General features: G+C 74.7%; 14 protein-coding genes, 1 tRNA gene and 1 pseudogene. 5 read left to right on the top strand and 11 right to left on the bottom strand.

Annotated elements, in window-relative coordinates; translation table 11 throughout:
• The first annotated feature begins 30 nt into the window (after positions 1–30).
• Positions 31–1,278, top strand: a complete 1,248-nt coding sequence (locus tag IE98_RS0119895; RefSeq protein WP_052390717.1) for a VWA domain-containing protein — start codon at positions 31–33, stop codon at positions 1,276–1,278.
• 2 nt (positions 1,279–1,280) lie between these two features.
• Positions 1,281–2,246, top strand: a complete 966-nt coding sequence (locus IE98_RS0119890) for a peptidase (RefSeq protein ID WP_234443603.1) — start codon at positions 1,281–1,283, stop codon at positions 2,244–2,246.
• A 181-nt stretch (positions 2,247–2,427) separates the two neighbouring features.
• Here the strand turns inward: IE98_RS0119890 and IE98_RS0119885 are convergent.
• Positions 2,428–2,862, bottom strand: a pseudogene (locus tag IE98_RS0119885) (MarR family winged helix-turn-helix transcriptional regulator); the annotation flags it as partial.
• Between the two features lie 138 nt (positions 2,863–3,000).
• On the opposite strand from IE98_RS0119885, the gene IE98_RS0119880 reads away from it, so the two are divergent.
• Both IE98_RS0119880 and IE98_RS0119875 read left to right on the top strand, forming a co-directional pair.
• Positions 3,001–4,242 (top strand): MFS transporter, encoded by a 1,242-nt coding sequence (locus IE98_RS0119880; protein ID WP_030270706.1) that lies wholly within the window; start codon positions 3,001–3,003, stop codon positions 4,240–4,242.
• Between the two features lie 65 nt (positions 4,243–4,307).
• Entirely contained in the window at positions 4,308–4,718 is a 411-nt protein-coding gene (locus IE98_RS0119875) for a GlcG/HbpS family heme-binding protein (RefSeq protein WP_030270704.1), read from the top strand.
• A 104-nt stretch (positions 4,719–4,822) separates the two neighbouring features.
• Here IE98_RS0119875 and IE98_RS51980 read toward each other — a convergent pair whose 3' ends face one another.
• From IE98_RS51980 to IE98_RS0119830, 9 genes are all read right to left on the bottom strand, one after another.
• Entirely contained in the window at positions 4,823–4,957 is a 135-nt protein-coding gene (locus IE98_RS51980) for a hypothetical protein (RefSeq protein ID WP_267882353.1), read from the bottom strand.
• Positions 4,958–5,096: 139 nt separating this feature from the next.
• Positions 5,097–5,170 (bottom strand) — tRNA-Ala (locus IE98_RS0119865).
• A gap of 122 nt (positions 5,171–5,292) precedes the next feature.
• Positions 5,293–6,387, bottom strand: coding sequence for a gephyrin-like molybdotransferase receptor GlpR (glpR, locus tag IE98_RS0119860; RefSeq protein ID WP_030270702.1), 1,095 nt, complete (start codon positions 6,385–6,387; stop codon positions 5,293–5,295).
• Between the two features lie 160 nt (positions 6,388–6,547).
• Positions 6,548–7,165 carry a GNAT family N-acetyltransferase gene (locus tag IE98_RS0119855; RefSeq protein WP_030270701.1) on the bottom strand — a complete coding sequence of 206 codons (618 nt, stop codon included), beginning with the start codon at positions 7,163–7,165 and terminating at the stop codon, positions 6,548–6,550.
• Positions 7,162–7,677: a MogA/MoaB family molybdenum cofactor biosynthesis protein gene (locus IE98_RS0119850; protein ID WP_030270699.1), complete on the bottom strand. Its 516-nt coding sequence runs from the start codon at positions 7,675–7,677 to the stop codon at positions 7,162–7,164. Before IE98_RS0119850 ends, IE98_RS0119855 begins: the two co-directional genes overlap by 4 nt.
• Positions 7,674–8,111, bottom strand: a complete 438-nt coding sequence (moaC, locus tag IE98_RS0119845) for a cyclic pyranopterin monophosphate synthase MoaC (RefSeq protein WP_052390727.1) — start codon at positions 8,109–8,111, stop codon at positions 7,674–7,676. Before moaC ends, IE98_RS0119850 begins: the two co-directional genes overlap by 4 nt.
• A 115-nt stretch (positions 8,112–8,226) precedes the next feature.
• The gene (gene glp, locus IE98_RS0119840; RefSeq protein WP_030270695.1) at positions 8,227–9,549 is read right to left on the bottom strand and encodes a gephyrin-like molybdotransferase Glp; all 1,323 of its coding nucleotides are present in this window, start codon (positions 9,547–9,549) and stop codon (positions 8,227–8,229) included.
• Positions 9,550–9,573: 24 nt separating this feature from the next.
• A complete protein-coding gene (gene galU / locus IE98_RS0119835) occupies positions 9,574–10,494 on the bottom strand; it encodes a UTP--glucose-1-phosphate uridylyltransferase GalU (RefSeq protein ID WP_030270692.1) in 921 nt (306 codons plus the stop codon).
• 55 nt (positions 10,495–10,549) lie between these two features.
• Positions 10,550–11,473, bottom strand: a complete 924-nt coding sequence (locus IE98_RS0119830) for a GGDEF domain-containing protein (RefSeq protein WP_052390715.1) — start codon at positions 11,471–11,473, stop codon at positions 10,550–10,552.
• Between the two features lie 58 nt (positions 11,474–11,531).
• On the opposite strand from IE98_RS0119830, the gene IE98_RS0119825 reads away from it, so the two are divergent.
• Positions 11,532–12,134 carry a 5-formyltetrahydrofolate cyclo-ligase gene (locus IE98_RS0119825; protein WP_030270688.1) on the top strand — a complete coding sequence of 201 codons (603 nt, stop codon included), beginning with the start codon at positions 11,532–11,534 and terminating at the stop codon, positions 12,132–12,134.
• 48 nt (positions 12,135–12,182) lie between these two features.
• Here IE98_RS0119825 and IE98_RS0119820 read toward each other — a convergent pair whose 3' ends face one another.
• A complete protein-coding gene (locus IE98_RS0119820; protein WP_030270686.1) occupies positions 12,183–14,927 on the bottom strand; it encodes a penicillin acylase family protein in 2,745 nt (914 codons plus the stop codon).
• Between the last annotated feature and the right edge of the window lie 10 nt (positions 14,928–14,937).

Here is a 14,937-nt window from a genome sequence, read left to right as displayed (position 1 = left end):
CTGCTGTCAGCACTGGCGATATCCGCCGGCATGCTGCTCGGCACCCTCCCGGCGCACGCCGACGAACCCAGCGGCTCCGCGGCCGCCACCACCGAGGCACCCAAGGTCGACCTCGTCCTCGACGTCAGCGGCTCCATGCGGGCCACCGACATCGAGGGCCGGAGCCGGATCTCGGTCGCCCAGCAGTCCATCGGCGAGGTGATCGACGCCCTGCCGGCGGAGACCGAGTTCGGCATCCGCACCCTGGGCGCGACCTACCCCGGCAACGACAAGGCGGAGGGCTGCAAGGACACCAAGCAGCTCTACCCCGTCGGGAAGACGAACAAGGTGGAGGCCAAGACGGCCGTCGCCACCCTGCGTCCGACCGGCTGGACGCCGATCGGCCTGGCGCTGCGCGGCGCGGCCCAGGACCTCGGCAACGGCCCGACCACCCGCCGGGTGGTGCTGATCACCGACGGCGAGGACTCCTGTGCCCCGCCGGACCCGTGCGAGGTGGCCCGCGAACTGGCCTCGCAGGGCATCAACCTGGTCGTCGACACGCTGGGCCTCGCCCACGACGACAAGACCCGTCAGCAGCTGCTGTGCATCGCCAACGCCACCGGCGGCACCTACACCGACGTGCGGACGAAGGAACAGCTGACCGACAAGGTCAAGCAGTTGGTCAACCGGGCCGGCGAGACCTACCGGGTGACCCCCGCCAGGGTGGCCGGCGCCGACGCCTGCCCGAACGCGCCGGTGCTGCGGCCCGGCGTCTACAGCGACCGCGAGAAGTTCTCCGAGCACCGCGTCTACCGGGTGCCGGTGAAGGCGGGCGAGGAGCTGCGCGCCTCGGTCAGCGTCACCCCGGACCGGGCCGTCGCCCGCGACTACGGCGTGCTGCTGCTGGCCACGGACACCCGCGGCCAGGAGCTGGTGCGCGGCACGGACGCGGGCAGCGGCCGCACCGACGTCGCCTCCACCGGCCTGCGCTGGTCCGCCCCGGCGGCGGACGAGGACGCCACGCCGTCGCCGTCCGGCAAGGGCGCCGCCACCGACGGCGTCGTCTGCCTGGTCGTCAGCAACTCCTTCGCCGCCCAGGCGAGCGTGCAGGCCGAGCCCGGCCTGCCGGTCGAGCTGACGGTGGACGTCGCCAAGGCCTCGCCGTCCCCGGACGGCCCGGCCATGGGCCTCGGCCGCGGCTGGATCCTGCTGCTGGTGCTGACCCTCGCGGGCCTGCTGGCCGGCCTGCTCTTCGGCTGGGTGGCACGCTGGCGGATCGCTGTCTGGCGGGAGAACTGACGATGCGTGCACCGATGATGCGTTCCCTGACGCTGCGTTCGCGGGCCGCCCGCGCCGCGGCCGTGCTGCCGATCGGGCTCGGCGCCCTGCTGGCGGCCGCGCCGTCCGCCGCCGCGGCCTCCCCGTCGCCCGCGCCCTCCGGATCGGCCGACACCGCCCCGGTGACGACCGCCGGGACGACCTTCCTCACCGCGACGCCGCTGCCCGCCGGGCGGACGGCCGCGGTGTCCGCCTCCACCGGCGACTACCTGTACTGGGCCTTCGCCGCCTCGGAGGGCCAGACCGACACCGTGCACGTCACGGTGACGCTGCCGCCGTCCGGCGACCGGCACGGCGCGCAGACCTGGTCGGTGGAGCTGTTCGACGGCCTGCGCCGCCGGCAGTCCTGCACCGCCGGCCCGCAGAACGCCACCGCGGACACCGGCACCGCCTCGGTGTCGATGAGCTGCGCGCTGCGGCAGATCCGCTCCTGGGCCGAGCCGTGGTCGGGCGACCCGCTGCCGGGCACCTACTACGTCCGGCTCTCCGTGGCGGACGTGCCGCAGCAGGACCTCGGCCTCGCGGCCCAGGTGAAGCTGCAGGTCGCCGCCAAGGGCGGGGCCGACGACGCCCAGCCGGAGGGCGGCGAGCTGAAGGCCCCGCTGGTGCCGCCGGTCAACGCCGGCTCCACCGCGGCGCCCGACGCGTCCGCCGCCACCCCGAGCGCCAAGCCCTCGGCCTCCGCCCCGGCGGCGCCCGGCACGGTCGAGGTGGCGGCGCCGGCCGAGCCGGAGTCGCACTGGTACACCGGCCTGTTCTCGGGCTGGAACACCCGCTGGTACTGGACGGTCGCGGGCGGCGTCCTGGCCGCGCTGGCCGGCGTGTGGGGTTACACCCTCACCCGTCACCCGCGCGGGCGCCGGCCCGCCGGATCCGCTCCGGTGCCGCCGCAGGCACCGGCACCGCAGCACCCGCAGTACCGCAGCTGACCCGTTCCGGGCAGCGCACCGCGCAGGGCCCGGCCGCAGCGACAGCACGTCGCCGCGGCCGGGCCCTGCGCCGTTCCCGGGGCCGTCCGCCCGGTCAGCCGACCGGTACCGGCACCGCGGCGCCGTCGGCCTGTGCCGTCTGTACTGCCGGTGATGCCTGTGCTGCTGCCTGGGCCTGTTCCAGGCCGCGGACGGCGGCGACCAGCGGGGCCAGCTCGGGGCGGCGCCCGGCGGTGTCCAGGGCCTCGCGCAGCGCGTGGTCGTTGGTGGGCCTGGCCCGCTCCAGCAGGACGAGGCCTGCCTCGGTGACGTTGGTGTAGATGCCGCGGCGGTCGGTCGGGCAGAGGTAGCGGGCGAGCAGGCCGCGGTCCTCCAGCCGGGTGACCAGCCGGGTGGTGGCGCTCTGGCTGAGCACGACGGCGTCCGCGAGCTGGGCCATCCGGAAGTGCCCGCCCTCGCCGTCGTGCTGGTCGCTGAGCACGTCCAGGACGGAGAACTCGCGCACGCTCAGCCCGTGCTCCGCCTGGAGGGCGCGCTCGATGTGCGCCTCGATCCGGCCGTGCAGGGCCGAGAGGGCGCACCAGCCGTGGGCCAGGCCCGGTTCGGGTCGCGTCATGGGGGACCACTGCTCCCTTCGCTGCGGTGTCCACCCCAGGATAGTCCAACTCCGAGAAAGCCCGCGCTTGCAACTACCAGCGTCTGCAATTAATGTCGAAGCCCGTAAGACCTGCACGCAACCATCGGAAGGCCACCCATGCCTCTCGCACTCCTGGCGCTCGCCATCGGCGCCTTCGGCATCGGCACCACGGAATTCGTGGTCATGGGACTGCTGCCGCAGATGGCCCAGGACTTCGGCATCTCCGTTCCCACCGCCGGACTGCTCACCACCGGCTACGCCCTCGGCGTGGTGGTCGGCGCCCCGCTGCTCGCCGTCCTCGGCACCCGGATCAGCCGCAAGCGGATGCTCATGGCGCTGATGGGGCTGTTCGTCGCGGGCAACCTGCTCACCGCCCTCGCCCCCACCTTCGGCCTGGTGCTCGCCGGCCGGATCACCGCCTCGCTCGCCCACGGCGCCTTCTTCGGCATCGGCTCGATCGTCGCGGCCGGCCTGGTGGCCCCGGCACGCCGGGCCGGGGCGATCGCCATGATGTTCACGGGACTGACCGTCGCCAACGTGATCGGCGTCCCGCTCGGCACCCTGGTCGGCCAGCAGGTCGGCTGGCGGGTCACCTTCGCCCTGGTCGCCGCGCTCGGCGTGGCCGGCCTGGCCGGCATCGCCGCCCTCGTCCCGGCCGACCCGCGGCCCGGCACGGACGGCGCGCACCGGGCCGGCCTCCGCCGCGAACTGGCCGCCTTCAGGAACGTCCAGGTCGTGCTGGCGATGCTGATGACCGTGCTGGGCTTCGGCGGGGTCTTCGCCGCGATCACCTACATCGCACCGATGATGACCGGGGCCGCGGGCTACGCCGAGTCCTCCGTCACCTGGCTGCTGGTGCTGTTCGGGCTCGGCATGGTCGCCGGCAACCTGATCGGCGGCCGGTACGCCGACCGCCGGCTGATGCCGATGCTGATCACCGTCCTCGGCGCGCTCGCCGCGGTGCTCGCCCTGTTCGCCTTCACCGCGCACGACAAGCTGCTGGCCGCACTGACCGTGCCGCTGATCGGCGCGCTCGGCTTCGCCACCGTCCCGCCGCTGCAGAAGCGCGTCCTGGACCGGACGGGCGACGCCCCGACCCTGGCCTCCGCCGTGAACATCGGCGCCTTCAACCTCGGCAACGCGCTCGCCGCCTGGCTCGGCGGCGCCGTCCTCTCGGCCGGCTTCGGCGCCACGGCGCCCAACTGGGTCGGCGCGCTGATGGCCGCGGCCGCCCTGGGCCTCGCCGTCCTCTCCTCCCTGCTGGACCGCCGCGCGGCCGGGGCCCAGGGCGCGGCGCCGGTCGCGGCCGCCACCGAACCGCGCGCCGCCGCCGAACCGCGCGTCCCCGTCCACCGCTGACCGACCGTCCGATCCCGCAGACCCACCCGAACGACCCGCACCACCGAACCGAACCGGAGCACCCGATGGACCCGCTGACCACCGCCGACGCCGACCGACTGATCACCGCCGCCCACCGGGCCGCCGGGGCCGAGGGCGTCCGGATCTCCGCCACCGTGCTGGACGCCGGCGGCCACCTGCTGGCCTTCCGCCGCGACGACCGGGCCGTGCTGATCGCCGGCGAGACCAGCACCCGCAAGGCCTACACGGCCCTCCAGTTGGACGCCCCGACCGCCGACCTGGTCGACGCCGTGCAGCCGGGCGGCCCCTTCCACACCCTGCCCACCGCCCTGGACCGCCCGCTGCTCTTCCTCGCCGGCGGCATCCCGCTGCACCGCGACGGCCGGCTCGTCGGCGCCCTCGGCATCGGCGGCGGCGCCCCCGCCCAGGACCACGGCTTCGCCCTCGCCGCCGCGGCCGAGGCCGGCCTCGGCTGACACCCGCCCGGCTGCCCGCAGGGCCGCCGAACACGGAAGTCCCGTCCGGTCGTCGACCGGGCGGGACTTCGCGGGTGGGGCCGGGGGCCACGACCCCCGTCACCTCAGTGGTCGTCGACGTGGATGTGCTCGCCGCCGAGGTGGCCGACGCTCGGGCCCGGCCGGATCGAGACGGCGACGCCCTCCGGCGTGTGGTCCCGGCTGCCGCCCGGCGGGTCGACCGCCGCCGAGGCCGACACCGCGCTGGCCGGCGCACCGCCGACCCACGGGGCGTCAGTCCGGGGCGGAGGACGGGCAGGCCGCACGGACTGCCCCGGGATCACCCCCGAACGCTCAAAGGCCCTCCCAGGATTACCCGGGAGGGCCTTTGACATTGGGTGGAGCTGAGGGGATTCGAACCCCTGACCCCCTCGATGCGAACGAGGTGCGCTACCGGACTGCGCCACAGCCCCAACGAGAAAGAACTCTATCACCTCTGCGGACCGCCTCGTGACCATTGCTTCCGCGGGTCCCGAACCGCCCCCGACGTGCGGCGCCCCGCCGTCCGCGGGGGCGGAGGGCGGGGCGCCGGAGGTCACTCGTTGGCCGCTCGGGCCCTCGGTGCGCAGTCCGCCTCGGGCGGTGCCGTGCTCTCCGCGTACTGGTCGAACAGCGGGGTGCGGCGGGACTCGGACGGGCGGCCGGAGTCCCGGACGCCGGGGGCCGCGAGGTCGAGGCCGCGGGTGACCCGCGGAGCGACCGGCGCGGTGACGTAGGTCGGCAGCGGGACGGGCACCGGCTCCCAGGAGTCGGCGCCGGCCGGCCCCCGCTCGCGCATCCCGTCGACCCACTCCTCGTGGTCGGTGGCCTCGGCGAGCGCGGTCGCCGAGGAGGCCGTCTCGGACAGGCCGTGCGCCGGCGGGTCGGCCGCCAGCCGCAGGTGCGGCCGGGCCGGCTCGTCCGCGGCGCGCACGGCCGCCGGGGCGGCGGCCGGCTCGGGCACCCCGGCCCGCACCTGCTCGCGCTCCCGCTCGCGGGCCCGCAGCCGCTCGGCGGCCTGGGCGGCCCGCACGCGGTCGAGCTTGACCTCGTACCGCTGGCGCTCCAGCCGGCGCAGGTGGCCGATGTAGAAGGTCAGCAGGACGGCGGGCAGGGCGGGCACCCAGATGAAGGCGAAGCCCGCGACGGCCGCGACCACCGCGCCCAGGGCGAAGGCGACGAAGAGCAGGGTGACCATGCGACGGCGGCGGGCCAGCAGCCGGGCGCGGCGCTGCGCGGTCGGGCGGTGCACCGGCCGGTCCGCGGCCGGGTCGGCACCGGAGACCCGGATCTCGGGGGCGACCGGGTCGGCCGGGACGTCCTCGGACTCCGCGACGGCCGGTTCCGGTCCGTCCGGTCCGTCCGGTCCGTCCGGGACACCCTCGGCGGACGCGGGCACGCCGGAGTCGGAGGCGTCGCCGGGGGCGTCGTCCCCGGCCGGGGCGGGGTCGCCGCCGTCGGACTCGTCGGTGAGGGACCTCGATGCACGCCGCTCCAGCGCCGACCGGCCGGCCAGCAGGCGGATCGCGGTACTGAAGCGTTCCGTCGGACGCGACTCGTTGAGCTCGTCCTGCCTGCGGAGCCACATCGGCACCAGATAGGCGGCCCAGGCTCCCACGATGACCGCGTAGATAAGGCCGCTACTGCTCACGATTCACACGGTACGGGGGCGCGGTGAGGCCCGGCAGCAATTTGACGCGGCGTGTCGTGTGATCAAGCTGATTCTCCGACTATTTTGCCGGTGTTTGCCACCACTCGACCCGGGGTCCGATGCCGGATCGATATCTATTTCGAACAAATATTCAATTCATTCAGGAACGGCTGCTCCTGACGGCGCGCCAGCGCGCCAGCATGCCCTCCGGCACCTCCTCGACGGTCAGCGCGTAGACCAGGTGGTCGCGCCAGTCGCCGTCGATGTGCAGGTACCGCGGACGCATTCCCTCGTCGCGGAAGCCGAGTTTCTCGACCACCCGGCGGCTGGGCCGGTTCTCCGGCCGGATGCACACCTCGATCCGGTGCAGTCCGAGGGTGCGGAAACAGTGGTCGACCGAGAGCGCGACGGCCGTCGGCATGATGCCGAGACCGGCCACGTCCTCGTCGATCCAGTACCCGACGTTGGCGGAGCACATCGACCCCCAGGTGATGCCGCCCACGGTGAGCTGGCCGACCAGCCGGCCCCGGTGCAGCACCACGAAGGGCAGCATCCGCCCGGCCGCGGCCTCGCCGCGCAGGTAGCGGACCATCTGCCGGTAGCTCGGCCTGGCGACACCGCCGCGGCCGGCCGGCGGCGGGGGCACGGTCGCCTCCCAGCGCCGCAGCCAGTCCCGGTTGCGGCGGCTGACCTCCTGCCAGGACCGCTGGTCGCGGACCCGGATCGGGCGCAGCGTCACGTCGCCCTCGGTCAGCTCGACCTGCCAGCCGGCGCTCAGCTCGTGCTCCGGGCGGTGCTGTCCGGCCGCGGGTGGTCGCCGCCGCGGAGCTGGTCGACCGCGTGGGCGAGCAGCGGCCCGAGGACGGCCAGGCCGTCCTTCACACCGCCGGTGGAGCCGGGCAGGTTGACGACCAGGGTGCGTCCGGCGAGGCCGGCGAGGCCGCGGGAGAGCGCCGCGGTGGGCACCTTGTCCCGGCCGTGCGCGCGGATCGCCTCGGCGATGCCGGGGATCTGCCGGTCGATCACCCGGGCGGTCATCTCGGGGGTGAGGTCCATCGGCGAGATGCCGGTGCCGCCGGTGGTCAGCACGACGTCGTAGCCGGCCTCGACGGCCTCGCGGAGCACCGCCTCGACGGGGTCGCCGTCCGGCACCACCCGCGGGCCGTCGACGGCGAAGCCCATCCGGGCGAGGCCCTCGACGAGCAGCGGCCCGCCCTTGTCCTCGTACACGCCGGCGGAGGCGCGGTTGGAGACGGTGACGGCGAGCGCGCGCCCGGCGGGGGCGGTCACCGGGCGTCCTCGCGGGCCCAGTCGCCGCTCTTGCCGCCGGTCTTGGTGAGCACCCGGACGTCGGTGATCGCGGCGGCCTTGTCGACCGCCTTCACCATGTCGACGACGGTCAGCCCGGCGACGGCGACGGCGGTGAGCGCCTCCATCTCCACGCCGGTGCGGTCGGCCGTCCGCACGGTGGCGGTGATCTCGACGGCGTCGTCGGTGACGGCCAGGTCGACGGTGACGCCGGAGATGGCGATCGGGTGGCAGAGCGGGATCAGGTCCGGGGTCCGCTTGGCGCCCATGATCCCGGCGATCCGGGCGACGGCGAGGGCGTCGCCCTTGGGGACGCCCTCGCCGCGGAGCAGTTCGACCACCCGCGGGGCGACGGCGACCCGCCCGGCGGCGACCGCGGTGCGGACGGTGGTGGCCTTCTCGGAGACGTCCACCATGCGGGCGGCGCCGGTGTCGTCGACGTGCGTGAGGCGGTCGCCGGGGGGTGTCTCGGTCACGGGGGGCTCCAGTGGCGCGGGTCGAATACCGCGCTACCGTACAACCCCGGTGCGGTCAGTCCGTGAGAAGGACCACGTCGACGCGGCTGCCGGCCGGCAGCGCGGTGGTCTCCTCGGGGACGGCGATCAGGCAGTCGGCGTGCGCGAGGGCGCCGACCAGGTGCGAGGAGGCGCCGCCGACCGGGGTGACGGTGCCGTCGGTGCCGTACCGGCCGCGCAGGAACTGCCGGCGCCCGGCGGGCGAGGTGAGGTCGGCGGTGCAGACCGCGGCGACGACCGGCCGGTGCACGTCGGAGGCGCCGAGCATGGTGCGGATCAGCGGCCGGACGAACAGCTCGAAGGAGATGTACGAGCTGACCGGGTTGCCGGGCAGGGCGAGCAGCGGGACGCCGGCCCCGCCGAGCCGGCCGAAGCCCTGCGGCTTGCCGGGCTGCATCCGCAGCCGGCGGAAGTCGACGCCGCCGAGGTCCTCGCCGCCGTGCAGCGGCTGCAGGGCCTCCTTGACCACGTCGTAGGCGCCGACGCTGACGCCGCCGCTGGTGACGATCAGGTCGGCGTCGGCGAGCTGCTCCTGCAGCACCCGGCGGAGCACGGCCGGGTCGTCGGGCACGCCGCCGATCCGGACGGCCTCGGCGCCGGCGGCGCGCGCGGCGGCGGCGAGGGTGAAGCTGTTGGAGTCGCTGATCCGGCCGGGGCCGACCGGCTCGCCGGGCTGGACGAGTTCGCTGCCGGTGGAGAGCACCGCGACCCGCGGGCGGCGGCGGACGGTGACGGTGGCGCGGCCGATCGCGGCGAGCAGGCCGAGCTGGGCGGGGCCGAGCGGGGTGCCGGCGGTGAGCACGGTGGTGCCGGCGGTGATGTCGCTGCCGCGGCGGCGGATGTGGGCGCCGGTCGCGACCGGGCGGAGCACCTGGACGGTCTCGTCGGCGGCGGCCGCGGTCATCGCGTCGGCGGGCTCGCCGGTGCCGGTGCCGCCGTCGGTCCACTCGACCGGGGCGACGGCGTCGGCGCCGGGCGGCACCGGTGCGCCGGTCATGATCCGGGCGGCCTGCCCGGGCCCGACGGCGGGGAGTTCGGCGGCGCCGGCCGCGATGTCGCCGACCACCGCGAGGGCGACGGGCGCGGTGTCCGCCGCCCGCAGCGCGTAGCCGTCCATCGAGCTGTTGTCGAAGGGCGGGAGGTCGACGGCGGCGGCGACGTCGTCGGCGAGCGGGCGGCCGAGGGCGTCCAGCAGGTCGACCTCGACCGCGGGCAGCGGGGCGGCGCCGGCCAGGACGTCGGCGAGGTGCTCGTCGACGGACCAGGTCCGGGGGGCGGCCGGGGCCCCGGCGTCCTCGCAGCAGGGGTCGTTGCTGCCGTGCGCGGGGCCCGCGGTCATCGCCTCACTCGCCTTCGTGATGGGTCAGCTGTGCATCTCGGTGGCGACGAACTGCCGGAGCCAGTCCCGGAACTCGGGGCCGAGGTCCTCGCGCTCGCACGCCAGTCGGACGATAGCGCGAAGGTAGTCGGCGCGGTCGCCGGTGTCGTAGCGGCGGCCCTTGAACAGCACGCCGTGGACGGGGCCGCCGCCGGTCTCGTCGCGGCCGGAGAGCTCGCGCAGCGCGTCGGTCAGCTGGATCTCGCCGCCGCGGCCGGGCGGGGTCTTGCTCAGCACCTCGAAGACGGCGGGGTCGAGGATGTAGCGGCCGATCACCGCGTAGTTGGACGGGGCGTCCTCGGTGTCCGGCTTCTCGACCAGGTCGGTGATCCGGAAGACGTCGTCGCCGAAGCCGTTCGGCTTGACGGCGGCACAGCCGTACAGGTGGATCTGCGAGGGGTCGACCTCCATGAGGGCGACGACCGAGCCGCCGAGCTCCTGCTGGACCTCGATCATGCGGGAGAGCAGCGGGTCGCGGGGGTCGATCAGGTCGTCGCCGAGGAGGACGGCGAAGGGCTGGCCGGCGACGTGCTGCTCGGCGACGAGGACGGCGTGGCCGAGGCCCTTGGGGTCGCCCTGCCGGACGTAGTGCATGTTGGCGAGCTGCACGGACTCCTGCACCCGGCGCAGCCGGTCGTGGTCGCCCTTGCGGGTGAGCAGCTCCTCCAGCTCGTACGCCCGGTCGAAGTGGTCCTCCAGCGCGCGCTTGTTGCGGCCGGTCACCATCAGTATGTCGGACAGGCCGGCGGCGGCGGCCTCCTCGACGACGTACTGGATGGCCGGCTTGTCGACCACCGGCAGCATCTCCTTGGGCGTCGCCTTGGTCGCCGGGAGGAAGCGGGTCCCCAGGCCGGCAGCGGGCACGACGGCCTTGGTGACGGGGGTGCGGGCGTGCGTCTTCGTCATGCGTCGACCTTACTGAGGCGTTTCAGCGCCCTGTGAGAGCGAGGTGAATCGGGGGTTAGACCCCGTCCCGAGCAGCGGCCGTGGCGGCCGCGGTGCGGGCGTGGCCGACCGAGGTGAGGGTGGCCTCGGGGCCGGTACAGGCGGACAGACTACCCGCCTTTTCCACGGCCCCCGTCGGCCCGTCGGACCTCCGCCCGGGCTGCAGCGCAGGTACGGGCGAGGGGGCCGCCGCGGGGACGGTCTCCACCGGTGCGCCGCGCCAGCAGTCGCCGCCCGCGCGGCGGGCCTCGGCGAGGGCCCGGTCGGCGGCCCTCAGCAGCAGGGCGGCGTGGGATCCGTCGCGCGGCAGGACGGCGATGCCGACGGCGGCGGTGAGGCCGTTGCCGCGGGCGCCGGGGGTCTCGGCGGTGCCGGCCGGGCGGGGCTCGGCGCCGCCGCCGGACCAGTCCAGCAGCCGGTGCCGGCGTACGGTCCAGACGAGCCGCTCGGCGACCTGGACGGCCCCCTCGGGACCGGTGTCGGGCAGCAGGACGAGGAACTCCTCGCCGCCGTAGCGGCCTAGGGTGTCCGAGCGGCGGATCTCGACGGCGAGGCGCTGGGCGAGGTCGCGCAGCACGGCGCCGGCCCGGCTGCGGCCGTGCTCGGCGACGACCGCGTCGAAGCCGGCGATCTCCAGCATCAGCAGGGCGAGCGGGCGCGTCCCGTCCCCGCCGGCGGCCCGGCGGGCGCGCTCGATCTCCTTGTCCAGGGTGATCTGCAGGTGCCGGTAGTTCCACACCCCGGTGAGCGGGTCGCAGGAGGCGGTGCGCTGCAGTTCGTCGCGCTCCTGCCGGAGCTCGGCGACGGTGCCCTGCAGCGCCGCCTCGCGCTCGGCCGCCGCGGCCCCCGCCCGGCGCAGCCGGGCGCCGAGCAGTCCGGCGCCGGCCAGGGCGGGGGCGCTCAGCGCTGCGAGTGCCTGGACCAGGAGCGGGGTGGACATGTGGCGCCTTCCGCATGTCAGGCTCGGGGCACCGATCGGTGCCGAGCTGTGGGGACCCATGACTGCCAATCCATTGCACAACGACAAGGCCGCCCTGAGGTCACGCCTGCTGGAAGGACGCCGCTCGCTGTCACCCGCTCGGCGGGCATCGGCGGCCGAGGAGCTGGCCGTGCACGCCGCCGCGCTGGCCGAACCGGGCTGGACGGTGGCGGCGTACGTCTCGGTCGGCGGCGAGCCGGGCACCGGTCCGCTGCTGGACGCGCTGGCGGCCCGCGGAGTGCGGGTGCTGCTGCCGGTGCTGCTGGCCGACAACGACCTGGACTGGGCGCCCTACACGGGGCGGGAGGCGCTCGCCCCGGCCTCCCGGGGCCTGCTGGAGCCGACCGGGGCGCGGCTGGGGCCGGAGGCGGTGTGCGGGGTCCGGATGGTGCTGCTGCCGGGTCTGGCGGTGGACCGCAGGGGGGTGCGGCTGGGCCGCGGCGGGGGCAGTTACGACCGGGTGCTGGCCCGGCTGGCCGCGGCCGGCGCCGCGCCGCTGCTGGCGACCCTGCTGTACGAGGAGGAGCTGCTGCCCCGGGTGCCGGGCGAGGCCCACGACCTGCCGGTGGACGCGGTGGTGACGCCCTCGGGGGTGCACCGCTTCGGCGGGTCCGCGGACTGAACGGGCGCGGGGGCGCCGCCGGCCGAGCGGCGGCGCCCCCGCGGCGGGTCAGCCGTTGGTGAGCGTCATGGTGTGCGCGGTCGCCTTGCCGACGGCGTCCGGCGAGTACGCCCAGGGCAGCAGTTCGCCCTTGGCCCACAGCTCGGTCTGGTCGTTGTAGTTGCTGTGGAAGGCGTGGCCGGAGGCGCCGCCGACGTTGATCCAGCGGGAGGCGTCGAAGTCGGAGAGGTCGACGACCATCCGCATCGAGGGGATCCAGTCCACCTGGTACCCGGCGGCGGCGTTCCAGCCGGCCGCGTTCACCGCGGCGCTGCCGCCGGAGAGCCGGTACGGGCCCCGGTTGAGCAGCCGGTGCACGAAGCCGGAGGCGATCGAGGAGTCGTCGCTGCCGAGCGTCGTCTCCTTGAGCGTCAGGGTGTGCAGCCGGCCCCAGCTCCAGGTGGAGATGGACTTGCCCAGGTAGGCGGTGAGGTCCTGGCGGGCGTTCTTCATCGCCTGGGCGAGCAGGTTGTTCAGGCCGTGCTGCTGCAGGTGGTTGGAGTCGATGTAGTTCCACCAGGTGCTGTCGGGCTGCGCCAGCTGGGTGCGGACGACCTCCGTCCAGCGGTCGCCGCCGTCCGGCTGGGCCTGGTCGGGCTTGCGGGTGCCGCACTCGGTGACCGGCTTCACCTCGCCGTTGACCGCGTCGTCGGGCAGCGTCGAGTTGGACTTCTGACGGACCAGCAGGCAGTCGCCCTCGGCGCGCAGCGAGGCCGGCAGCTTCTGCCCGAAGGCGAGGGTGAGCAGCGCCCGCCAGACGCCGTTGTAGTAGGCGGCGGCCGCGGAGTCGGCGTCCTGGTGGTAGTTCCAGTCCTTGAGCAGGTCCTGGGCCTCGCGGACGTACGGGTCGGTGATCTTCACCTTGAGCAGCAGCGGGACGAGGGTCCTGGCCATCACGCTGGTGTTGTCGAGCTGCATGGCCTGCATGTCGTCCGGCGAGATCTTGCCGCCGTTCTTCAGCCGGCCCTCGATCTGGTCGGTGATCTCCTTGGCGCGGGTGCCGTACTCCCAGTCGGTGGTGATGGTGTAGGGCAGGCCCTTGTCGACCACGGCCTGGTTGGCGGTGACGATGTAGCCGGAGGCCGGGTTGTAGCTGTAGGGCAGCGACTTGAAGGGGACGGGCTCCTTCTTCCAGTCGTAGGCCGAGTCCCAGCCCGGGGCGGGGTAGCGGCCGTCGCCCTTGCCGCGGACGGGGATGGTGCCCGGGGTCTGGTAGCCGATGTTGTTGTCGGTGTCGGCGTAGATCAGGTTCTGGGCGGGGACGGCGAAGTCGGCGGCGGCCTTCTGGAAGCCCTTCCAGTCGGCGGCGGCGTCGAGCTCGAAGACGGCGTCCATGGTCCGGCCGGGGGTGAGGGCCGTCCACTGCAGGGCGACGCCGTAGCCGGTGGCGCGGTCCGGGGCGGCGTTGCCGGCCGGGGCGTAGGTGCCGACGTTCTGCTGCTCCGAGGACTGGTCGGAGATCAGCGGGCCGTTGACGGTGGTGCGGACGGTGATGGTGCGGTCCTCGCCGCCGGCGACCTTGATCGTCTCCTTGCGGGTCTGGAACTTCACCTCCTGGCCGTCGCGGAGGTAGGTGTCGGGGCCGGTGACCTTCTCCAGGTAGAGGTCGGTCACGTCGGCGCCGAGGTTGGTGAAGCCCCAGGTGACCTTCTTGTTGTGGCCGATGACCACGCCGGGGGTGCCGGCGAAGGTGAAGCCGGCGACGTCGAAGCCGCACTTGGGGCCGACGGCGCGGCAGTGCAGGCCCATCTGGTACCAGACGGACGGCATGCCCGGGCCCAGGTGCGGGTCGTTGGCGAGCAGCGGCTTGCCGGTGGTGGTGTGGCTGCCGGAGACGACCCAGGAGTTGGAGCCGATGCCCTGGCCCTGCGGGCCGAGCAGTTGCGGCACGGCGGCCATCGTGTCGGAGAGGTCCTTGAGGACGGCCTCGGTGGCGGCACGGCCCTGCGTGGTGGCGGCGCCGGGGGTCGCGGTGGCGGTGCCGGCGGGCGCGGCGCTGCCGTCGGCCGGCTTGTACGTGCCGTCGGCGGCGAGCTTGCCGGTCTTGAGGATGGTGCCGTTCCGGTCGTACGGGTACTCCGGGTACAGCTGGTCGATCTCGCTCTGCTGGAAGTTCTGCGCCAGCAGCGCGCGGTCGATCTCCTCCTGGCGGTTGCCGGAGAGGTTCCAGGCCATCGCCTTGAGCCAGGCCACCGAGTCGACCGGGGTCCACTCCTCGGGCTTGTAGTCGCCGTTCACGGTGCCGAGCAGGGCGTACTCCAGGGAGGCGCCGGCCCCGCCGGGGTGCTCGGCGAGCCAGGCGTTCACGCCGTCCGCGTAGGCCTGCAGGTACTTCTTGGTCTCGGCGGACAGCACGGTGTCGTACTCCTGCTGCGCGACCCGGCGCCAGCCCATGGTCCGCAGGAAGGAGTCGGTCTCCACCTGGCCGGAGCCGAACATCTCGGAGAGCCGCCCGGCCGTGATGTGCCGCCGGACGTCCATCTCCCAGAAGCGGTCCTGCGCCTGGACGTAGCCCTGGGCGCGGAAGAGGTCCTCGGAGGTGTCGGCGTACAGCTGGGGAACGCCCTTGGCGTCGCGCTTCACGTCGACCGGGGCGCTCAGGCCGGAGACCCGGACGGTGCCGGTCAGCTCGGGGAAGGAGGCGCGCACGGTGTGGACCGCCCAGTAACCGCCCCCGCCGAGCCCCGCGATCAGCAGCACGACCAGCGCGATCACGATCAGACGGGCGCGCCGGAACTTCTTCGAGCGGGGCATCTGGGTCCTT

This window comes from Streptomyces sp. NRRL B-24484 (assembly GCF_000717715.1).
Lineage (GTDB): Bacteria > Actinomycetota > Actinomycetes > Streptomycetales > Streptomycetaceae > Kitasatospora.
This window is presented reverse-complemented; position numbering and strand designations above follow the sequence as displayed.